This is a genomic window from Mesorhizobium ciceri WSM4083 (assembly GCF_000519305.1).
Taxonomy (GTDB): domain Bacteria; phylum Pseudomonadota; class Alphaproteobacteria; order Rhizobiales; family Rhizobiaceae; genus Mesorhizobium; species Mesorhizobium ciceri_B.
Genome location: NZ_JAFG01000003.1, coordinates 327,184 through 350,282 on the forward strand (window position 1 = coordinate 327,184; position 23,099 = coordinate 350,282).

The 23,099-nt window shown below is 64.3% G+C and carries 10 protein-coding genes; 7 read left to right on the forward strand and 3 right to left on the reverse strand.

Going from position 1 to position 23,099, the window contains the following annotated elements; translation table 11 throughout:
- Positions 1 to 217 precede the first annotated feature (217 nt).
- The 3 genes from MESCI2_RS0101575 to MESCI2_RS0101585 all read right to left on the reverse strand — a co-directional run bounded on the left by MESCI2_RS0101575 (position 218) and on the right by MESCI2_RS0101585 (position 10,122).
- The gene (locus tag MESCI2_RS0101575) at positions 218 to 1,870 is read right to left on the reverse strand and encodes an ABC transporter substrate-binding protein (protein WP_027035015.1); all 1,653 of its coding nucleotides are present in this window, start codon (positions 1,868 to 1,870) and stop codon (positions 218 to 220) included.
- A 266-nt stretch (positions 1,871 to 2,136) separates the two neighbouring features.
- Positions 2,137 to 8,190: a translocation/assembly module TamB domain-containing protein gene (locus MESCI2_RS0101580; RefSeq protein ID WP_027035016.1), complete on the reverse strand. Its 6,054-nt coding sequence runs from the start codon at positions 8,188 to 8,190 to the stop codon at positions 2,137 to 2,139.
- 3 nt (positions 8,191 to 8,193) lie between these two features.
- Complete coding sequence (locus tag MESCI2_RS0101585) at positions 8,194 to 10,122, reverse strand: autotransporter assembly complex protein TamA (RefSeq protein WP_027035017.1); 1,929 nt, start codon at positions 10,120 to 10,122, stop codon at positions 8,194 to 8,196.
- A 272-nt stretch (positions 10,123 to 10,394) separates the two neighbouring features.
- Between MESCI2_RS0101585 and MESCI2_RS0101590 the strand changes: the two genes are divergently transcribed.
- From MESCI2_RS0101590 to MESCI2_RS0101620, 7 genes are all read left to right on the forward strand, one after another.
- Complete coding sequence (locus tag MESCI2_RS0101590) at positions 10,395 to 15,893, forward strand: alpha-2-macroglobulin family protein (protein ID WP_027035018.1); 5,499 nt, start codon at positions 10,395 to 10,397, stop codon at positions 15,891 to 15,893.
- Positions 15,894 to 16,109: 216 nt separating this feature from the next.
- On the forward strand, positions 16,110 to 18,200 hold the full coding sequence (pbpC, locus tag MESCI2_RS0101595; RefSeq protein ID WP_245270183.1) for a penicillin-binding protein 1C: 2,091 nt from the start codon (positions 16,110 to 16,112) through the stop codon (positions 18,198 to 18,200).
- Positions 18,201 to 18,339: 139 nt separating this feature from the next.
- The gene (locus tag MESCI2_RS0101600; RefSeq protein ID WP_032900283.1) at positions 18,340 to 19,017 is read left to right on the forward strand and encodes a M15 family metallopeptidase; all 678 of its coding nucleotides are present in this window, start codon (positions 18,340 to 18,342) and stop codon (positions 19,015 to 19,017) included.
- 219 nt (positions 19,018 to 19,236) lie between these two features.
- Positions 19,237 to 20,265, forward strand: coding sequence for a sulfate ABC transporter substrate-binding protein (locus MESCI2_RS0101605; RefSeq protein ID WP_027035021.1), 1,029 nt, complete (start codon positions 19,237 to 19,239; stop codon positions 20,263 to 20,265).
- Positions 20,266 to 20,287: 22 nt separating this feature from the next.
- Positions 20,288 to 21,139, forward strand: coding sequence for a sulfate ABC transporter permease subunit CysT (gene cysT, locus MESCI2_RS0101610; RefSeq protein ID WP_027035022.1), 852 nt, complete (start codon positions 20,288 to 20,290; stop codon positions 21,137 to 21,139).
- A complete protein-coding gene (gene cysW / locus MESCI2_RS0101615; protein ID WP_027035023.1) occupies positions 21,132 to 22,016 on the forward strand; it encodes a sulfate ABC transporter permease subunit CysW in 885 nt (294 codons plus the stop codon). The genes cysT and cysW overlap by 8 nt, the downstream gene beginning before the upstream one ends.
- 13 nt (positions 22,017 to 22,029) lie before the next feature.
- Complete coding sequence (locus tag MESCI2_RS0101620; protein WP_027035024.1) at positions 22,030 to 23,070, forward strand: sulfate/molybdate ABC transporter ATP-binding protein; 1,041 nt, start codon at positions 22,030 to 22,032, stop codon at positions 23,068 to 23,070.
- Positions 23,071 to 23,099 lie beyond the last annotated feature (29 nt).

A 23,099-nucleotide genomic window follows, 5' to 3' on the forward strand; every position in this document is an offset into this window, starting at 1 on the left:
GCCGATGGGTTGGGGTTTGAGCCGGCTATGAAAGCCAACCCCTGCCGTGACCGGCGGGGCTGGCTGTCAAACAGGCCTTCGGATGCGATCAACCCTGTTTTTGTTGCACGGCCTTGCCCGCGAGTCCGTAAGTTTTTTGAGAAAGCGCGGACCAACAGGGACGGACGATGCAAAGAGCGGGAGAAGGGAGCGAGCCCCTTCCCCCATGTCGATGCGATCAAGCCTGTTCGAGCCAGACCTTGCCGTAGTCGCGCTCGAAGGTCGGATGCATCTTGTAGTTCTGCACCGCCTTGACCGAGTGGCTGTAGAGCTTGCGCCAGTACGGCTGAATCATGATGCCGGAATCCTGCAGGATCTGCTCGATGTCCTTCATCATTTCCTTGCGCTTGGCGGCGTCGGCAACGGCGAGCGCCGCATTGAGCTTGGCATCCCATTCCGGATTCGACCAGCCGGCCTCGTTCCAGGCCTCGCCGGTGCGATAGGCGATGGCCAGAACTTGGACGCCGAGCGGGCGCATGTTCCAGTTGGTCATCGACAGCGGATACTTCGTCCAGTCGTTCCAGAACGTCGAACCCGGCAGAACGGTGCGCTTGACCTTGATGCCGGCGTCGCGCAGCTGGGCGGCGATCGCATCGCCGGTGTTCTTGTGCCAGTCTTCGTCGACCGTGATCAGCTCGTGTTCGAAGTCGGCCTGGCCGGCTTCCGCCATCAGCGCCTTCGCCTTGGCCGGATCACGGGCAACCTTGGGCAGCTCGTAATATTCCGGATGGATCGAGCAGACATGGTGGTTTTCGGCGACCGAGCCGGCGTTGCCGTAGCCGAGCTGCAAGACGACGTTGTTGTCGACCGCAAGCTGCAGCGCGTTGCGCACCTTCTGGTCGCCATAGGGCTTGTTGTTGACGTTGGTGCGGCAGACGATGGTCGACGCGGTGACGATTTCCGACTTCACCAGGTCCATGCCGTCGAGGATCGACACGTAGTCGGCCGAAGTCTCGAAATTGGTGTGCACTTCGCCGGCTTCGAAAGCGCTGACCATGGCTGCCGGATCGGTGCCGTAGTCGATGAATTCCAGGCCGTCGAGGAACACTTCGCCGTCCCACCACTTGTTGTCGGTGCGGCGCTTGTAGACCACCTTCTGACCGACATCGTAGGAGACGAGTTCGAACGGGCCGGTGCCGATCGGGCAGGCCTTGAAGTCGCCGCCCTTCTCATCGAAGGTCTTGTGGACGATGAGGCCGGGATAGTCGCACATGTTCGGAATCAGGGCGATGTCCGGCTTGGTGAGCTTCAGCACGACCGTGTGGTCGTCCGGCTTGGTCACGGCGCTTTCGTCGAGCTTGTCGTCCTTGACCAGCGAGCCGAGACGGCCGGGCATGGAATTGCCTTCGGCTTTCTTGTCGGCCCAGCGCTTCAGGTTGAAGATGACGTCATCGGCGGTGAAGGCATCGCCATTCGACCAGGTGACACCCTTGCGCACATGCAGCGTGTACTGCGTGGCATCGTCGTTGACGTCCCAGCTTTCCAGCAGATAGGGGCGGAACGTGTATTCGGAGGTGTACTTGACCAGCGGCTCGAGCGCCTGGCGCTCGGCATTGGCGATTTCCGACCAGTCGGCCTTGCGTGGGTCCTTGGGATCCTTGATCCACTGGGCGATCTTCAGCGTGCCGCCCTTCTTGCCCTTTACCTCTTCGGCCTTCGCCGGCGTCGGATCGGCGAGGCCGAGCAAGCCGTAAGCCATTGCCGTCGATGCGCCGAAGACGCTGGCCATGGCCAGGAATTCGCGACGGTCCACCTTGCCTGCCTTGGCTTCTTCGGCCATTGCCAGGATGTGATCCGGAACGCGATCGCCATTACTCTTATAAATTGTCATGACTTAACTCCCATTGTTGGCTTTCCGCCTTTTAACATTCCGCATCCAGGCCATGATGTCAAAGACGGCGTGGATTGAGAACATGTTAGGGAATGTGCAACTTTGAAAGGGGAGCGGTTCGCGTGATAACGACAGTCTTGGCGCAAATTTGCTACTGTCCGACGGATTCTTCTGGAATCTCGATAGTCGATTAAACTGAGACATTTACTCCAGCCCGGACAGCGCCAGAATCGATCCATCATGAGGCCAAAAGTCCCGCCGAACTATCAGTATTCCTTCTCGTAGAAGATGCCGCCCTTGGCTTCGCCGGCATCGTTGGCCTCGCCGCGCAGCTTGACGCCGCGCCCGACATTGAGGTCGATCGTCGCCTTCCCCGAGCCCGGCTTGTCACCCTTCTGGATCGTGACATAGGTGCGGTCGTTGAGGTATTTGCCGGCCGAAACCGCCGTGCCGCCCTGGTCGTCGGTGGTGACGTCGAGATCGTCGACGCCAATGGCGCTGCGCAGGTTTTCCAGCAGCGACGTCGAGCCGCCGACGCCGGCCAGTTGCCCGGCGGCCTCGGCCAACTGGGCGATCTGGAGCGGCGACAGGTTCGACATCGAGCGCCCGAAGATCAATTGCGCCAGCACCTCGTCCTCGGGCAGCGCCGGCACCGAGGAGAAGGTGAACTTCGGATTGGTCGCCTCGCCCGACACCACGATGGTGACGGTGGCGCCGGTCGTCGTCGTGGTCGCCGTCAAATTGAGATAGGGCACCAGCGAGCCGGAAAATCCGACCGTGCCTTCGGTGAAGGTCAGCCGCTTGCCGAGGATCGACAGCCGTCCGCGCTGCAGGGTGAAGGTGCCGACCGCTTGCGGCGACGAGGCCGGGCCAGTCAACTTCAGCGAGCCGCCAAGTTCGGCATCGACGCCCCTGCCCTGGATGAAGATCTGGTTCGGCGCGTTGACCGTGACATCGAGCGCAAGGCCGCTACCGCCGCCCTTGCCGCTGGTCGTCGGCGGCCGCAGCGCCTTGTCCTGTGCCTTGACCGCACCCGGCGCGTTCTTGTGCTTGACGTCGAGCGCTGCCAGCGAGCCCGGCAACTTGTCCGGAACGGTGATCACCGTCTTGGCAAGATTGACGGTGCCGGCAATCACCGGTGCGGAGGTCAGCGGTCCCTTGATCGTCAGGTCGCCGCCGAGATTGGCGGTCACCACCCTGCCGTCCGTATAGCGGCCGTCGACCAGCTTGATCGACAAATCGGCCGGGAAACCCTGCGCCGGGTTGATGCCGACCGTGCCGCTGGCCGACAGGCTGCCGCGCGTCGACAGCGTTCCGGTCACCCGGTTTATCCTGGCGACGCCGCCGGCAATCGAGATATCGGCGGCGAGATCGTTGACGGCGAGGCCCGAACGCGCATCGACCAGGCGCGCACCGGAGGTGGTAACGCTGCCGCCGATGACAGGCGACGAAGCGGGACCACGCACCTGCACGTTGACATTGGCGGTTCCAGACAGCGACAGGCCCTGCGCGGCAAGCTTCTGGCTGAGCAGGCCGAACGGCACGACGCCATTGAAGTCGAGCGCCAGTGCCGGCGTGCCGGCCGTCGTCACGCTGCCGCCACCCTTGAGGCCAAGGCCGGCGCCATCGCCGACATTGGCATTGAACGTCAGCTTGTTGGCGCCGAAGGTGCCCGACGAGGAGATACTGACCGCACCGACACCGGCACCGCGGGTCTGTGAGGTCTGCACGCCGGCGGCGTCGAGATTGAAGGCAATGGCGGGATTTGCCGGCGCGCCCGTCACCTTGACCGTGCCCGAAATCGAGCCGGCGGCGTCGAGCCCCGGCGAGAAACTGTTGGCCAGCGACATCGGCACCCGCGCCAGCGTCGCATTGATGTCGAGCGCCGTGCCGACCTTGCCGGTCACCGTCGCCGTGCCACCGCCAAGGTTGAGCACCAGCCTGTCCAGCGTCGTCGTGCCATTGGCGATGCTGACGGTCGAGGCCTGGGCAATGGCCGCCTTGATGCCCTGGACGGTCGCCTGGCCGGAGGCAAGCTCGATGGTCGTCGTGCCGTTTGCCACTTTCACCCGGCCCGCGGCCTGTGCGGGAATGCCCTTGACGGTTGCGCCGCCGGAAAAGCCGGTCCAGTCGCCGTCGCGCTTCAAATCGACATCGATGCCGCTGATCACGGTGCCGCCCGAAATGACGGTGTCGGCGCGGATCTTTCCGGAGATCACGGGCGCCGCCAGATAGTTGGCGACAAGCGCATCGATCGAGACGGCTTTCGCCTGCAGGTCGCCCCGCGTAATCGACGCGGTCGCCGCCTTGATGGCGACCTGGGGTGCTGCGCCATTCTTCGAAAAGGCGATCGTGCCACGTACGTCGCCTTCGGCCTTCTCCAGGGCAAGTGCCGCCAGCGGGCCGATATCGGGCAGGTCGAGCGCGATGGTGCCGACCGGCACGAACTTCTCGTCCAGCGCCAGATCGCCGGAAATCCTGTTCTTGCCGAGCGACAGCAGCAGGCCGTTGATGGCGCTCTTGCCGTCAGCCGTCGCCAGCACCGCGCTGCCTTGCAGCGCCTGGCCGGCGACATTGCCGGTCAGCTGCACATTCGCCGCCGGATTGGCGGCATCGGCCTTGCCGGTGGCGGTCAGCTTCAGCCCGGTGATCTCTCGCGCCGCCACGAGAAGGCGGTCGCTGTCGACCGTCAGTGACAGATTCGGCGCGGTGGCCGGCCCCTGTGCGTTCAACGCAAAGGCGATGGCGCCCTTGGCGTCTTTCGACAGCAGCGAAATGTCGCTCAGCGCGCCCTTGATGTCGGCGGCGACCTTGTTGTCGGCAAGGCTGGCTTGCCCGTCGGCGGTCAGCGCGCCCGAGGTCAGCTTCAATCCGCCTATGTTGATACTGCCATTGGGGTCGCGCTTCAGCGTGGCGCTGATCTCAGCGCGCTCGCCAAGCATGCCGCGCGCCGCCGCCGGCAAGGCCGATGATGGGGCGTCCGCCTTCAGATTGAGGTCGATGGCACCGTCACGCAGCGATACCTGGCCGGCGACCTGGCTGTTCAGGGCATCGCTCTTGAGCGAGCCGCTGTCTATGGCAACCGCATCGGCTGTCAGCCGACCGCTGAGCGCTGCCGTGACCTTGCCGGCGATCAGCGGCGCAATCACCGGATTGTCGAGACCGACCTTGTCCACCGACACTGTGCCGGAAACCGGCCCTGCACGGTTCTTGAGGTCGAACGCATCCGAGTGCAACGCCAGGGCAAGCCCCTCCACCCTCGCCGGACTGGTGACGATCGAGGGCAGGATCGCGGAGATATCCAGGCGGGCCCGCGTGCTCTCGCCCGCCACCTTTGCCGACAAGGACTGGATCTCGATTTTAACCGGGCTCTCGGCGCTGCCGACAGTCAGGGGCAGGCTGGGGCCGGATGATATGAGATCGAGCGCAAAATCGCTGGCGCCGTTCGGATTGAGGGTGCCGGTCGCCTTGCCGGAAATCTTGTCGCCGGTCAGCGTCGCCTGATCGAGCATCACGCCGCCGGCCAAGGTGTAGCTGCCGGCCGCATCGACGGCGAGCGGCCCGAGCCCGGCCTGCCGGGTCTGGCTGGTTTCGATACCGGCCAGTTGCGCATTGAAGCGGACATCGGGCGCGGCCGGCGGTCCGGTCACACCAGCCGTGCCGCTGAGCGTGCCCACGGCATCGAGGCCGGGCGAAAATTCATTGGCGAGCGCCGCCGGCAGTGCCGAAAATTCCGCCGCGAGGTCGAGCGTCTGACCGGCAGTGCCCGACAGCGTCACCGAACCGCCGCCGACATCGAGCGCCAGTTTCTCGATGCTGGCCGTGCCGTTGGCGATGCTCAGTGTCGACGCCTGGGCGATTGCCGCCTTGATGCCGCGAACCGTCGCCTCGCCCGAGGCAATCTCGACACTCGTCGTGCCGTCGGCGATCTTCACCCGGCCGGCAGCGGTCGCCGGAATGCCCGCTATGGTGGCGCCACCGGTAAAATTGGTCCAGTCGCCGTCGCGCTTCAGGTCGACGGCGATGCCGCCGATTTCGGTGGTTCCGGAGGTGACACTGTCGGCCTTGATTGAACCCGCGATCGCCGGCGCCTTGAGATAATTGGCGATCAGTGCATTGACGGTGATGGCCTTGGCCGTCACGTCGCCACGCGCGATCGACGTGCTCTTGGCATCGATCGCGACGGAGGGCACGTCGCCCTCCTTGGCAAAGCGGATAATGCCGTCGATGTCGCCCGTCACCGCCTGGCCGGCCAGTGCGGCCAACTGGTCGATGGCGGGCGCGTCGAGCGTCAGCGTGCCCAGCGGCATATACTTGTCGTCCAGCGCAAGATCGCCCGAGACCTTGTTGTCGCCCAGCGAGACCAGGAATCCGTTGATCGAACGCTTGCCTTCGCTCGTCACCAGTGCTGCCTTGATGTCGAGCGGCTGGTCGTCGACGGAGCCGGTCAGCGAGACATTGGCGGCGGGACTGGTGATATCGGCCTTGCCGCCCGCCGTCAGCTTGATGCTCTTCACCGTGCGGCCCGATGCCGTCAGGCTGTCGCTATCGGCGGTAACCGTGAAATCCGGCGCCGTCATGGCGCCACTTGCCGACAGCGCGAAATCGATGCCACCGGCAACCGGCACGCCGACCGTCGGCGACAGCACGGAAACGTCGCCCAATTTGCCCTTGATGTCGGCCTGGATGTCGGTGCCCTGCATGCTGGCCGTGCCGGCGGCGCTGAGCGTGCCGGACGTGAACTCGATCGAATTGGCGGCGAAGGACCCTTGTGGATCGCGGGCCGCGCTGGCCGAGAATTTCACCCGGGCGCCGAGTACCGAGGCGATCTGCGGCGGAAAGGCCGTCGCCACGGCATCCGCGTTCATTTTCAACTGCATCGACAGGTCGGCAAGCGCCACCGTCGCCGTCAGCGAGGCGTTGAGCGCGTCGGAACGCAGCGTGCCCTGGTCGATGGCAATGGCATCCTTGCTGACCGACCCGGCCAGATCGACATCGATCTTGCCGGTGATCAGCGGCGCCAGCGTCGCCACGTCGGTCTTGAGGCCGCCCGCCTGCAGCTTGACGGTGACCGGCCCGGCGCGGTTCTGGATGTCAAAACCATCGGAATGGATCTGGGCCGTCAGATCGTCCAGCCGCGTGCCGCCGGCGACGATGGAAACGAAGGAGGCACCGATGTCGATGATCGGCGCCTTGCCGTCGCCGAAGGCGCGGGCGGTGGCATTGCTGATCGCCAGCGTGATGGGCTGCGCCTTGCTGCCGACGCTGATCACCACGGGCGGCCCCTTGGCGGCGAGTTCGACCGAGAGGTCGCTGGCGCCGGCAGGATCGACAATGCCGGTCGCGGTGCCGTGGACCGCATCGCTGTCGATGTTGGCGCGGTCGACACTGACGCCACCGGCCGATGTGGCGGTGCCGGCAATGTCGAAACTGGTCTTGCCGGCAAACAGCGGCTTCAAATTCTCAGGCAGGAAGCGAGCGAAATCGCCGTCGCCCTTGGCCTCGATATGATTGCCCTTGTCGGTCAGTTGGTGGCGACCCGTCAGCTGGGTGACGATCTTGCCGTCGACCGAGAACGTGCCGATGCCGTTCCAATTGGCGAGCGGACCCGTGCCCGAAACATTTATGTCGACCGGTGGCGTATCGGGCAGCTTGAGCAGATTGGCGATGATGCCGCCTGCCGGCTCCGAGGCCTTCAGGTCGAGATCGAGCCTGTTGTCCGCCGGCGCAAAGTGGATCTTGGCGTCGACATTGCCTTGCTTGCCGTCATGGCGGGTGATGTTGAGCGCCGTCTCGACCGCCAGTGGTGCGGCATCGGCCTTGACCGATCCCTTTGCCGCAAGCTCGGCGATGCCGCTGCCGGCAAGGTCTTGGCCAAGCGCGATCTCGGGCAGGTCGATCTGCTTGATGTCGATGGAAACCGGCAGCGTCGTCGTGCCGCCGCTCGGCGCGGGCTGCGTGCTGGCCACCGGCAATCGCGCCAGTTCAATACGCTCGGCAGCGATACGGTCGGCGCTGAAGTTTTTCGACAGCAGGGCCAGTGGCGACCAGTCCAAGGCGACCTTGCGCGCCACCAGCCAGGCGCCCTCGCGGTCCTCCAGCACGACATGGTCGACGCTGAGCGCTCCGGACCAGATGCCGTCTATGCCACTGACCGTGATCTTGCGGTCGTCGTTCGAAGCCAGCCGCGAAATGATGCCGGCGAGATTGTCGCGGCCGCGCTCGGTCTTGGTCAGCACCACCAGCGCGCCGATCGCTCCCGCAACCACGATCAGCAGGGTGTAGAGAACAATGCGGAGGATGCGCCAGACTGTTTTCATCGCTCAGAATGCCTGTCCGATGCCGGCATAGATGCCGAAATGCGGGTCACCCGGATCGCGATTGAGCGGCACCGCGGCATCGATGCGCAGCGGCCCGAACGGCGTGACATAGCGCAGGCCGACGCCGGCGCCGACCTTGACATCGGAGAAATCGGGAACCGATTTGGTCGACACGGTGCCGGCGTCGACGAACGGCACGATGCCGATCGTGTCGGTGATGGCGATGCGCATCTCGACCGAGGTTTCGAAGAAGGACAGGCCGCCGATCGGCTGGCCGGTGAAATCCTTCGGACCGATGCCCTGATAGGCGTAGCCGCGCACCGAACCGCCGCCACCGGAATAGAAGCGCCGGTCGGCCGGCACATGTTCGAGGCTGGTGCCGACGATCGAACCGATGGCGACACGTTCGGCCAGCACGAACTTCGAAGCCGAATCCAGCGACTGATAGGCCGACCCTTCGCCCTTCAGCTTCAGGAACGCCGCACCGCTCAAAATGTCGTAGCTCGGCTCGGCATAGGCCAGCACCCGGAAGCCGCTGGTCGAGTTCAGCCGGTTATCCCGGTTGTCGTAGACATATTGCAGCGGAATGCTGGCGATCAGGTATTTGTGCTTGCCGAAGGCGTCGTGGATGCGTGAATAGTCGAGTGCTACCTCGGCGGAAACCGTCTGCTTCTTGGTGAGTTCGTAGGACAGCCCGGTGCTGCCCTTGACCGAGAAATGGTCATAGGCATCAGGATGTTCGAGCACCGTCTTGACGCCGGCGAAGAACTTCGATGCCGGTCCGATCACGCCCGGCTTTTCGAACATGATGCCGGCATTGTAGTTGAGTTCGCCGAGATCGTTGCTGCCAATGCCGCTGATCTTGCCCTCGATGCGCAGCTTCTCGGCCCGGCCGAACAAATTGCGGTGGCCCCAATAGCCCTCAAGGCCCAGCCCCTCGGTGTTGGAAAAAGTACCGCCGACGCCGAAATAGCGTGGCTTGCGCTCGCTGACCTGGACGCCGATGGGAATGTTGCCGGCGGCATCGAGCGCGTCGGCTTCCTTGAACGTCACGCTGTTGAAGACCTCGAGCGCCAGCAGCCGGTCGCGCGCGTCGTCGATCTCTTGCGGCGAGTATTGCCGGCCGCGCTTGAGGCCGGTCATGTATTCGGTGAAGTCGCGGTCGACCTTTTCGGTGCCTTCCACCGTGGTGTCACCATAGCCGGCGACCGGCCCGGCGGCGACCGTCAGCGTCACGTCGAGCGTCGAGGTGGCATGGTCGGCGACGATCTGGCGGTCGGTCACCTTGGCCAGCGGTCTGCCCTCCTCCTTCAGCGCCCGCACGATCAGGGCCTCAGCCTTGAGCACAGCGCCGGATCCGGCATCGCCGCCTGAAATCAGGCCGTAATCGGCGCTCATCAGCCCTGCCGCATCGCCCTCAAGGTGGATATTGCCCAAGGTGAATTTCGGCCCGGTGGCAATGTCGATGACCACGGGAACCGGCTGCGGCCCCTTGAATTCGGCATCCGGCGGCAAATCGTCGAGCGGCTTGCCGTCGATGGTGACGGTGACGACGCCTTCGTAACGGGCATCGGCATAGAGCGCGGCGACAAGCTGTTCGCGGTCGCTGCGCGCCTTGGCCATCAGCCCGAGCGAGCCTGAAACCGGACGCTCCTCGTCACTCTTCAGCGCAGAGGCATTTTCGAGCTTCTTGACCAGATCCTTGTCGGCGTCGGGGGCGGAAATGGTCACGGCGTAGCGCAGGGGATCGACGATATCGGCATCCTCGTCGCTGGACGACCCCCACAGCTTGATGCCGAAAAGCTCGAAAGCGGCCGCCGGGCGCGATTCGGCGACGAGCACGGTCGAGCACATCATGGCCAGCAGCAGGGCGCGCGGAAGCGCACGCCCTGGCGCGCGACCTCCTGACATCTGCTCTTCATGCGCCGGCATTAAGACAACCTAGATTACAAAACTAAAATTGGAATGAAGTTCTGAAGCGCTCGTAAAGGGGCCACAATCCAATTGTCTGAAATAGGGCGGGCTTGGAATTCACACCTTTTGCGTCGCCGCAAGAAAGCGTGATCCCCTGTCCTATGGAGGTACTACCGGTCATCGGCCGGAAAGGAAACCGTTGGCAGGCGGAACCCTGCCGCGTCCTCGTGTTGACAAGCCTGACTGAAGCTTGATCATGCCCGGACGTCAGCTGTGTCTGGAGGGGTGTTATGGCAATGCGCGCGGCTCGTGGTCTTTCGATTCTGATTCTCCTGTTTTTTGCCTGGGCCAATGTCCTGGCCTGGAGCAGCGCCGCGCAAGCGGCCGAGGCCCGGCGAATAGCGACAACTGACAATTCCGATTATTTCGGCTTTGATCTCAGGTCCGACCAGAATGTGACAATTGACCAGTGCAAGACGACATGCCTGGGAGACCCGGCCTGCCGCGCCTTCACTTACAACAAAAAAGCCAAATGGTGCTTCCTCAAATCCGACTACAACCAGTTGAAAACCTTCAACGGCGCGGTCGCGGGCAAGATCGTCAACATCGATGGCGACCCTGATATCGGCGCGCCGCCGGAACTCGCCTTCTTCCCCAACTGGATGTCCGATCAGGCCCAGCAATACCGCAACAAGCTGCTCGGCCCGGCCTATGACAGACCGACAGAAGGCATGGCTGCCTTGCTGAGCGCCGCCGAACAGGCCGTACTGACCGGCGACCACCGCTCCGCCATGCTGAAATACGAGGCCGCGGTCTCGGTGCTGCCCGATGATGGCCAGCTCTGGCTCAACCTGGCGCGTGAAACGCTGGCCGTGCAGCCCGCCGCCAGCACATCCGAAGCTTCCACTTTGCCGACGAACGGCACTTCAGCCGCATTCAACGCCTATAAATTACTGCGCACCACCAAGACGCGCGCCGAAGTGCTTGCGCTGCTCGGCAACGGCCTCGACAAGCGCGATCTCTACCGGCCGGCGCTGCAGGCCTATGAGGCCAGCCTTGCCCTGAACCCTTCGCCGGCGGTCCAGGCCGACTATGCGGATCTCAAGGCGCGCAAGGGTTTCCGCGTTATCGACCACACCATCGACGCCGACACCAGCGCGCCGCGCATCTGCGCGCAATTCTCCGAGGATCTGGTCAAGACCGGCGTCGACTACGCGCAATTCGTCACCGTCGACAATGCACCGCCCAAGGGCGTCGAGGCCAAGGACAAGCAGATCTGCGTCGAAGGGCTGGAGCATGGCCAGCACTACGACGTCACTTTCCGCGCCGGCCTGCCGGCGGCAATCGGCGAAGTGACCGCGGCTCCCGTGGTGCTGTCGATCTATGTCCAGGACCGCGCACCGTCCGCCCGCTTCACCGGTGACAGCTTCGTGCTGCCGGCTGGCGCGCGCCGTGGCATTCCGATCGTCACCGTCAACATGAACGCCGCCGAGATGAAGCTCTATCGCATCGGCGATCGTTCGCTCGCCCAGCTTCTGTCCGGCTACCAGTTCCTGCACCAGCTCGACGGCTATGACATCTCCAACATTTCCGAGCAGATGGGCGCGCCGGTCTGGCAAGGCCAGCTCGACATCGCCAATGATCTCAACAAGGAGGTCACCACCTCCTTCCCGGTCGACGAGGCGGTGCCGCAGCGCAAGCCCGGCGTCTATGTGCTGACCGCCCAGGCCGTCAACGACAAGAGCGACGACTACAATTCGATGGCCACGCAATGGTTCGTCGTCTCCGACATCGGCCTGTCGACCTATACCGGCCAGGACGGGTTGAATGTCTTTGCCCGTTCGCTGGGCAGCGCCAAGCCGATCGCCGGCGCCGAACTGACGCTGGTTGCCAGGAACAACGAGGTTCTCGGCACGGCGACGTCGGATGCCGACGGCCATGCCGTCTTCAACCCCGGCCTGACGCGCGGCGACGGCGGCATGGTGCCGGCCGTGCTGATGGCCAAGCAGGGCGACAATGACTTCGTCTTCCTCGACATGGGCCGGGCCGGCTTCGACCTGTCCGACCGCGGCGTCACCGGGCGCGCGGCGCCAGGCGCGCTGGACGTCTATGCCTGGACCGAACGCGGTATCTACCGCGCCGGCGAGGATGTTCATGTCGCAGCACTTGCTCGCGACGGCGCCGCCAAGGCGGTCGAAAACCTGCCGTTGACCTTCATCTTCTCGCGCCCCGACGGCGTCGAGGATCGCCGCATCGTCAGCGACGGCGCCTCTGCCGGCGGCCATGCCGTCGACCTGCCGCTCGCACCCAACGCCATGCGCGGCACATGGTCGGTGTCGATCTACACCGATCCCAAGCAGCCGGCGGTGGCCAGCCACATGTTCCTGGTCGAGGATTTCGTGCCGGATCGCATTGAATTCGACATGAAGGCCGACAAGCAGGAAATCGCCCAGGGCGAAACCGCCAACATCGACATTGACGGCCGCTTCCTCTATGGCGCGCCGGCGGCGGGCCTGGCGCTGGAAGGCGAGCTGACGCTGTCGACGTCTCGCGACTGGGACCGCTTCCAGGGCTTTTCCTTCGGTCTCGCCGACGAGCAGTCGGCCGAACCCACCGTCACCCCCCTCGCCGATCTGCCGGTGGTCGGCGATGACGGCAAGGTGACCTTCCCGGTCTCCGTCGACCAACTGCCCTCGACCACCAAGCTGGTCGACGCCAAGGTGACGGTCAGGATGCGCGAAACCGGCGGCCGCGCCATAGAGCGCTCGCTCAACATCGGCATCCGCCCGCAAGGCCATATGATCGGCATCCGTCCGGATTTCGCCGACAATGAAGTGCCGCAGGGTGGCACCGCCAAGTTCAGCCTGATCGCCGTCGATCCCGACGGCGATCGCGAGGCGCTGAAAGGCGCGCAGTGGACGCTGGTCAAGGTCGAACGCAATTACCAGTGGTACCGCTCCAACAATTCCTGGAACTACGAGCCGGTCAACTTCACCAAGTCGATCGCCAACGGCCAGGTCGACCTCAGCGCCGACGGCGACGCAACGGTCTCCGTGCCGGTCGACTGGGGCCAGTATCGGCTTGAGGTTGAAACCGCCGACCCGGAGGGACCGGCGACCAGCTACGAGTTCGATGCCGGCTGGTATGTCTCCTCGACCACCACCGAAACGCCCGACGGCCTCGAAATCGCCCTCGACAAGGACAATTATGCCGCCGGCGAAGTGGCCAAGCTGAAAGTCTCGCCGCACTTTGCCGGCGAACTGCTGATCAACATCGGCTCCGACAAGCTGTTGAAGACCGTCACGGCATCCGTGCCGGCCGGCGGCAGCACCGTCGACATCCCGGTCGGCGACGACTGGGGCGCCGGCGCCTATGTCACCGCAACCCTGTTCCGGCCGGGCGAGGCGCAGGAAACGCGCATGCCGGCGCGCGCCATCGGCGTGAAATGGCTGAAGGTCGATCCGGGCTCGAAGAAGCTCGCGGTCACCCTGACGCCGCCGGACAAGACCATGCCACGCCAGCAGCTGTCGATCCCGGTTTCGGTCGCCGGCGTGCAGCCGGGCAGCAATGCCTATGTCATGGTTGCCGCCGTCGATGTCGGCATCCTCAATCTGACCAACTACAAGGCGCCGGATCCGGAGAACTGGTTCTTCGGCCAGCGCATGCTGGGCATGGAAATCCGCGACATCTACGGTCGCCTGATCGACGGCTCGCTTGGCAACACCGGCAAGCTCAGGACCGGCGGCGACGGCGCCAACATGCAGGCGCAAGGCAGCCCGCCGACCGAAAAGCTGGTCGCCTTCTTCTCCGGTATCGTCGAACTCGATGCCGACGGCAAGGCGCGGGTCGACTTCGACATTCCGCAGTTCAACGGCACCGTGCGCGTCATGGCCGTCGCCTGGACCAAGGATGCGGTCGGCCATGCCCAGTCCGACGTCATCGTGCGCGATCCCGTGGTGATCACCGCCGGCCTGCCGCGCTTCCTGGCGCCTGGCGACGCCGCCGTCATGCGCCTCGACGTCGCCGACACCGATGGTCCGGCCGGCGACTATGCGTTCTCGATCGAAACGACGGGCGACCTGTCGACCGGCGACAAGCCCCTGCCCCAGAAGCTGACGCTCGCCCAGGGCAAGCGCCAGACGCTGACCGTGCCGCTGATCGCTCGGACGGCCGGCAATGCCTCGCTCACCATCAAGCTCGCCCATGCCGACGGCACCAAGGTCGAGCAGACGCTCTATGTGCCGGTGCGGCCGGCGCAATTGCCGGTCACCACCCGCCTGGTGGTCGACCTCAAAGGCAATGGCGGCGCACTGCGCGTCGACAAGGAACTGCTGGCGGCAAGCCTGCTTGACGGCGCCTCCGTCAGCGTCGGCGTTTCGCAGGCGGCAGCCTTCGACGTGCCGTCGCTGTTGATGACGCTCGACCGCTACCCCTATGGTTGCGCCGAGCAGACCACCAGCCGCGCCATGCCGCTTCTCTACGTCAATGAATTGGCTTCCGGCGTCGGCATGGCCAGCGATCCCGATATCCATGGCCGCATCCAGGACGCCATCTACAAGGTTCTGAGCTATCAGGCCTCGGGCGGCAGCTTCGGCCTGTGGGGTCCGGGCTCCGGCGATCTGTGGCTTGATTCCTATGTCACCGACTTCCTGACCAGGGCGCGCGAGCAGAAATACGACGTGCCGAGCCTGGCCATGAACCAGGCGCTGAGCAATTTGCAGAACTCGCTCGGCTACGACCAGAGCGTGCAGGACCGTGGCAGCGAGATTGCCTACGCCCTTTACGTGCTGGCCCGCAACAAGAAGGCCTCGATCGGCGACCTGCGCTACTATGCGGATACCCAACTCGAAGCTTTCTCGAGCCCGATGGCCGTTGCCCAACTGGCTGCGAGCCTGGCGCTTTACGGCGATACACCGCGTGCGGAATCGACGTTCAAGACTGCCCTGCAGTTGGCCAAGTCGACCACCGACTACGACTACTACCGCTCCGACTACGGTTCGCGGCTGCGTGATGGTGCGGCGATGCTGGCGCTTGCGGCGGAATCCAAGCCGGTGCCGACGATCGTGCCGGAGTTGATCAAGCTGGTGACCAGGGAACGCGCCGAAGCCCGTTGGACCAGCACCCAGGACGAATCCTGGATGCTGCTGGCGGCCCGCGCACTCAAGGAAGGCAATGATACGATCACGCTGACCGTCAATGGCGCGGCGCATTCCGGCGGCTATTCCAACCAGGTTGAAGGCTCTGACCTGGTCGACAGCCCGCTGACCATCGCCAACACCGGCAAGACCCCGCTGCAGGCCGTCGTCACCACGGTGGCGTCGCCGGTCCAGCCCTTGCCGGCAGGCGGCGAAGGCTTCACCATCAGCCGCACCTACTACAAGCTCGATGGCACCGAGGCCAATGTCACCGAGGCGACGCAGAACGAACGCTATGTCGTCGTGCTCAAGGTCAACGAGCAGAACAAATGGCCGTCGCGCCTGCTGGTCACCGACCTGTTGCCGGCCGGCTTCGAGATCGACAATCCCGGCCTGGTGTCCAGCGCCCAGTTGACGAACTTCTCGTGGCTGGCGCAGACCGATGCGGCCCATCTCGAATTCCGCGACGACCGTTTCGTCGCGGCGTTCAACCCGGCCGACGGCGACCACGACCACAATCTGACGTTCGCCTATGTCGTGCGCGCGGTGACGCCGGGTACCTATGCGCACCCGGCGGCAACAGTGGAAGACATGTACCGGCCGCAATACTCGGCCCGCACCGCCACCGGCATGATGGAGGTCAAGGCGCCGTAAGGCGCCGGTGGTGGCGATCATGATCAGGACGACGGCGCTGCCCCTCATCCGCCTGCCGGCACCTTCTCCCCGTATAGTGACGGGGAGAAGGGGACTGTCGCGATCGTCGGCATCTGTTCTGAAACGTTGGAAATTGGCGAGAGCCTCGGTGCAGGCCTCTTTCTCCCCGTCACTACACGGGGAGAAATGCCCGGCAGGGCAATGAGGGGCAGCGCCATGCTTTCAAGAAAACTCCGCCGCCGCGCCGCCATCGCCGCAGCTTCCTGCACTGGCATTCTCGCCCTCTCCGCAGCCACCCTCTGGGAACTCGACCGTGCCTACCCCCCTCCGCTGCCGGCCGAACTCACGGTCTCCACCGAAGTCCAGGATCGCGACGGCGAATTGTTGCGCGCCTTCGCCACGCCGGACGGATACTGGCGGCTGGAGACCCGGCTCGACCAGGTCGACAAGCAATTCGTCGATATGCTGGTCACCTACGAAGACAAGCGTTTCTGGGACCATGAGGGTGTCGACGTGCTGGCGCTGGCGCGTGCCGCCGGCCAGTTTGCCACCAGTGGCCACATCGTCTCCGGCGGTTCGACGCTTTCGATGCAGCTCGCCCGGCTGATCGAACCGCGCGAGAGCCGCAGCCTCGGCTCCAAGATCAAGCAGATGCTGCGCGCCATCCAGATCGAACGGCGGCTGTCCAAACGCGAGATCCTCGAACGCTACCTGACGCTGGCGCCCTATGGCGGCAATCTGGAAGGCGTGCGCGCCGCCTCGCTGGCCTATTTCGGCAAGGAGCCGAAGCGGCTTACCGTTTCCGAATCCGCCCTGCTCGTCGCCCTGCCGCAACTGCCGGAAAAACGCCGCCCCGACCGCAATTTGAAGATCGCCCACGCCGCCCGTGACCGGGTGCTGACCCGCATGGTCTCCTCGGGCCTGCTCGGCGAGCGCGAGGCCGCGCGTGCCGCCCTCGACGATGTGTCGGGCCTGCGCCGCACCCTGCCGGCGCTCGCCGCACACGCCGCCTATGCGGTGTTGCCCAAGGCCATCCCCGGCCAGCCCTTGCAACTGACGATCCGCAAGAGCGTCCAGGAAGGGCTGGAGCAGGTGGCGAGGGACGCGGCCACCAAGCTTGGGCCTCGCCTGTCGGTCGCCATGGTGCTGGCCGACTCCCGCACCGGCGACATTCTTGGTGAAGTCGGCTCGGCCAATTTCTTCGACGCCAGCCGCTCCGGCTGGATCGACATGACAAAGATCGTCCGCTCGCCCGGCTCGACGCTGAAGCCGTTCATCTACGGTCTTGCCTTCGAACAGGGCCTGGTGGCGCAGGAGACGCTGATCGACGACAGCCCTGTCGATTTCTCCGGCTACCGACCGAAGAATTTCGACATGGGCTACCAGGGCGATGTCAGCATCCGGCAAGCGCTGCAACTGTCGCTCAACGTGCCGGCGATCCGCGTGCTCGACGCGGTCGGGCCAACGCGGCTGATGGCCCGCTTCCGCCAGGCCGGCGTCAGCCCGATACTGCCGGTCAACGAGGCGCCGGGCCTGGCCATCGGCCTTGGCGGCGTAGGCGTCACACTACGCGACCTAGTCCAGCTCTACACAGGGCTCGCCAATGGCGGCAAGACGCACACGCTGCATGACGGCACCGAGCCTGCCAATGCCGAGCGCACCAGCGCCACCATCCTCGACGGTCAGGCCAACTGGCAGATCATCGACATACTGTCGGGCGTCAAGCCGCCCGAGGGCGCCTTGCAGCGCGGCATCGCCTACAAGACCGGCACGTCCTACGGATACCGCGACGCCTGGTCGGTCGGCTTCGACGGCCGCTACGTGCTGGGTGTCTGGGTCGGCCGCCCCGACGCCGGCGCGGTGCCCGGCCTTTCCGGCTATGTCTCGGCGGCCCCCATCCTGTTCGAGGGTTTTGTCCGCTCGGGTCTGGCCACCGTCCCCTTGCCGGGCAAGCCGCCCGGTCTGTTCAGCCCCAGGCGCGAGGACCTGCCGGTGACTCTCGCCCGCTTCGGCGCCGGGTCTGACGGCTTGGTGCAGGCGACGGTGAGCGAACCCGCACCGACCATCATCTTCCCGCCCGACGGCGCCCGCGTCGATCTCGGCACCAATTCAGTCGACGCCTCGCCGCTGGTGCTGAAGCTGCAAGGCGGCCGTGCACCGTTCCGCTGGCTGGCCAACGGCAAACCACTCATCGGCATCGACCGTCGCCGCACCGCGACCTGGCAGCCCGACGGCGCCGGCTATTCGACGCTGACCGTCATCGACGCGGCGGGACGTGCGGCGAGTGTGAAGGTGTTTGTCGAATAGATCGCGCCAAGAGATTCATGGAATTGGCTTTCCGGAGGCTCGGCAGATAGCAGGATACTCACCCATGCCTGTTCCGAGGCACCCCTCGCGCAATCCTCTCTTGTCGGCAGCCTCAGCGCTGGCAGCAACGATTCTTGTCATGGCAGTCACCCTCCCCGCTTTCGCCGACCCACTCCCCACAGGCTTTGTCCGGCTCGCCGATGTCGACCCCTCGATCCGCCAGGACATCCGCTACGCCGGATCGGATAATTTTCTGCACCGCAAGGTGAATGGCTACGACGCACCCGCCTGCATTCTCACCCAGCAGGCGGCAACGGCACTGTCCGCCGTCCAGAAAGCGATCGCAGCCAAAAGCCTGACCTTGGTGGTGTTCGATTGCTACCGCCCTGCCCGCGCCGTCGCCGACATGGGCGAATGGACGCGTGAGGGCGGGCCGCCCGATCCGCAATGGTATCCGAAGGTCAGGCGCAGTGAGCTGATCGCCAAGGGCTATGTCGGAGAACTATCGACCCATTCACGTGGCTCGACCGTCGATGTCGCCGTCGCCCGGACTGACCGCAGGTCCAGCCCGAACCCGGCCTGCGGCGCGGGCGATGCCGACACGCCCGATTTCGGCACCGGCTTCGACTGCTTCGATCCGATGAGCGAAACCGCCCACCGCGGCCTTTCCAGCGAAGCGGCGGCAAACCGCAAAGTGCTTGTCGATGTCATGCGTGTAGCCGGCTTCAAGAACTATGCACGGGAATGGTGGCACTTCACGCTGACAAGTGAACCGTTCGCCAGACAGCGTTTCGACTTTCCCATCACCGCCGATTGATGCATCGGACAAATTCCACACCTTGCCTCGGCACCGCCCCTTGCTAGATAGGCTGAGTGGCCGGGCCATGGATTCTTCCTTTGGCCGCAAGAGGAAAATATTTCTCCCACCGGCGAAATAGCGTCGAACATTTTCTCCAGAGGGGCAAAAAAGGCAACATTGAATGCATCTAATTTCTACCAATTCGGTAGATTTGGCGCGGGTTCAACGGAGGCAGAAATGACCAAACCTCATTTCAGGAAACTGCTCGGCGCACTGGTCGCCACATCTGTCCAGTTCGGCACGCTCGGTTTCGCGTTTGCCGATACAACCATTCTCAACGTGTCCTATGATCCGACACGCGAGCTCTACAAGGCCTATGACGAAGCTTTCGTCGCCCACTGGAAGGCCGAGACCGGCGAGACGGTTACCATCCAGCAATCGCATGGCGGATCGGGCGCCCAGGCCCGCGCCGTGATCGACGGCCTTGACGCCGACGTGGTGACGCTGGCACTCGAAGGCGACATCAACGCCATCGTCTCGAAGTCGAAGAAGATCAATCCGGACTGGCGCACCAAATTCGAAAACAATTCAGCGCCTTACACCTCGACCATCATCTTCCTCGTGCGCAAGGGCAATCCCAAGGGCATCCACGACTGGAGCGACCTCGTCAAGGACGGCGTCCAGGTGATCACGCCCAACCCCAAGACCTCCGGCGGCGCACGCTGGAACTATCTCGCCGCATGGGCTTACGCCAACGCCAATGACGGCGGCGACGAGGCCAAGAACAAGGGATTCGTCGGCAAGCTCTACGCCAATGCCCCCGTGCTCGACACCGGTGCGCGCGGCTCGACCGTGACCTTCGCGCAAAAGGGCATCGGCGATGTGCTTATCGGTTGGGAAAACGATGCCTATCTGGCGCTCGACGAATTCGGCGCCGACAATTTCGACATTGTCTACCCGCCGACATCGATCCTGGCCGAGCCGCCGGTGGCGATTGTCGACGCCAATGTCGACGCCAAGGGCACGCGCAAGGTCGCCGAAGCCTACCTGGGCTGGCTCTATTCCAAGGAAGCGCAGACGATCATCGCCAAGAACCACTATCGTCCGGCCAAGCCCGAACTCGTGGCTCCCGCGGATCTGCCCAAAACACCGGAAATCAAGCTGATCTCCATCGACGATCCGCTTTTTGGCGGCTGGAAGAAGGCACAGCCTTATCATTTCGGCGACGGTGGTATATTCGACCAGATCTACAAGCCGGCCCAGTGAGCTAAATCTAGATCAGGACGATATGACCATAGCACCCGCGCAGGCGGGGTGGCGGTTCAGACAGCCGAGTGTCATTCCGGGTTTCGGATTGACGCTCGGCTTCTCGCTTGCCTACCTCACCCTCATCATCCTCATCCCGTTGTCCGGACTGATCTGGCGCTCGGCCGCCCTTGGCTGGCCCGAGTTCTGGGCGATCGCAACCGACCGCCGCACCATCAATGCGCTTGAAATCAGCTTCGGCACCGCCTTCATCGCGGCTGGCGTCAACGTCGTCTTCGGCACGCTCGTCGCCTGGGTGCTGGTGCGCTACCGCTTCCCCGGCCGCCGCATCGTCGATGCCATGGTCGACCTGCCCTTCGCGCTGCCGACGGCGGTGGCCGGCATCGCGCTGACCACGCTCTATGCGCCGAACGGCTGGATCGGCAAATTGCTGATGCCGCTCGGCATCAAGGTCGCCTATACGCCGCTCGGCATCGTCATCGCGCTGATCTTCATCGGCCTGCCCTTTGTCGTGCGCACCGTGCAGCCGATCATGGAGGAGATCGACAAGGAGGTCGAGGAGGCCGCCGCCACGCTTGGCGCCAGCCGCTTCCAGATCATTACCCGCATCCTGTTTCCGGGCCTGGCGCCGGCCATCATCACCGGCTTTTCGCTGGCCTTCGCGCGCGGCGTCGGCGAATACGGCTCGGTCATCTTCATCGCCGGCAATTTGCCCTACAAATCCGAGATCGCGCCGCTTCTGATCGTCATCCGGCTTGAGGAGTACAATTATCCGGCGGCGACCGCGATCGCGGCGATCATGCTGTTTTTGTCGTTCCTGATGCTTTTGATCGTCAATCTCGCACAATCATGGAGCCGCAAGCGCTATGGCTGATCCCGAGATCAAATCCTACGCACCGCATCACGAGAGCCGCTCGGCGGCGGTCACCGAAAGCCGGCCGGCGCAGGCCGTCCTGATGGCAATCGTCTTCGCTTTCCTTGGCATATTCCTGCTCCTGCCGCTGATCATCGTCTTCCATGAAGCGCTGGCAAAAGGTGTCGGTGCCTATACGCAATCGCTGAATGACGCCGATACGCGCTCGGCGATCCGGCTGACGCTGCTGGTGGCGGCGATCTCGGTGCCGCTCAACATCGTCTTCGGCATCTCCGCCGCCTGGGCGATCGCCAAGTTCGAGTTCAAGGGAAAGGCCTTCCTGACCACGCTGATCGACCTGCCTTTTTCGGTCTCGCCGGTCATATCGGGCCTCGTCTATGTGCTTTTGTTCGGCGCCCAGGGGCTGCTCGGCGGCTGGTTGAAAGCGCATGGCATCGTTATCCTGTTTGCCGTGCCGGGCATCGTGCTGGCCACCGTCTTCGTCACCTTCCCCTTCGTCGCCCGCGAGTTGATCCCGTTGATGCAGGAGCAAGGCAACGGCGACGAGGAGGCAGCACTTTCGCTTGGCGCCAATGGCTGGCAGACCTTTTGGTACGTGACCTTGCCAAACGTCAAATGGGGGCTGCTCTACGGCGTGCTCCTGTGCAATGCGCGTGCCATGGGCGAGTTCGGCGCGGTCTCGGTGGTGTCGGGCCACATACGCGGCCTGACCAACACCATGCCGCTGCATGTCGAAATCCTCTATAACGAGTACAACGCCGTCGGCGCCTTCGCCGTCGCTTCATTGCTTGCGGGCCTGGCGCTCGTCACGCTGGTCTTGAAAACACTTCTCGAGATGCGCTACGGCGCCGAGATCGCCGCGACGCGCGGACACTGACAGAGGGATTTGCATGGAAGTTCGCGTTGCCAACGTGCGCAAGGAGTTTGACCGGTTTCCGGCCCTTCACGACGTGTCGCTCGATATCAAGTCGGGCGAACTGATCGCGTTGCTGGGGCCGTCCGGCTCCGGCAAGACGACGCTGCTCAGGCTCATCGCCGGACTGGAGCGGCCGACACGCGGAAATATCTTCTTCGGCGACGAGGACGCCTCGCACAAGTCGATCCAGGATCGCAATGTCGGCTTTGTCTTCCAGCACTATGCGCTGTTCCGGCATATGACGGTGGCGGACAATATCGGCTTCGGCCTGAAGGTCCGGCACGGGCCGTCGCGCCCGCCGGCGCAGGAGATCCGCCGCCGCGCCTCCGAGCTTCTCGATCTCGTCCAGTTGTCAGGGCTGGAAAAGCGTTATCCGGCGCAGCTCTCCGGTGGCCAGAGGCAGCGCGTGGCGCTGGCGCGCGCCATGGCGATCGAACCGAAGGTGCTGCTGCTCGACGAGCCGTTCGGCGCGCTTGACGCACAGGTGCGCCGGGAATTGCGCCGCTGGCTGCGCGAAATCCATGACGCCACCGGCCACACCACCGTCTTCGTCACCCACGACCAGGAAGAGGCGCTGGAGCTTGCCGACCGCGTCGTGGTGATGAGCCAGGGTCGCATCGAGCAGGTCGGCACCGCCGACGACATCTACGACACGCCGAACTCGCCCTTCGTCTACGGCTTCATCGGTGAATCGAGCTCGCTTCCCGTCAAGGTCGAGAATGGCGAGATCTGGCTCGCCGATCGTCCGATCGGGCTTGCCGCGCCCAATGAGCCCTCGGGCGATGGGACGCTCTACTTCCGCCCGCACGATGTCGAATTGCTGGACGGCTGCAGCGGCTGCATCGCCGGCACGGTCGCCGCCAGCCGCCGCGTCGCCGGCACGCGCCGGGTCGAGCTCGAGATCGGTGGTGAGCGTCAGCGGGTCGAAATCGAATTGCCGGTCGATCATCCCGCGGCGCAAAAAAGCCGGGTGGCGTTCCGCCCGGGGCGCTGGAAGCTGTTTCCGGCTGCCTAGCTATAAGGGGAATTTCGGTCTGCTGGCAG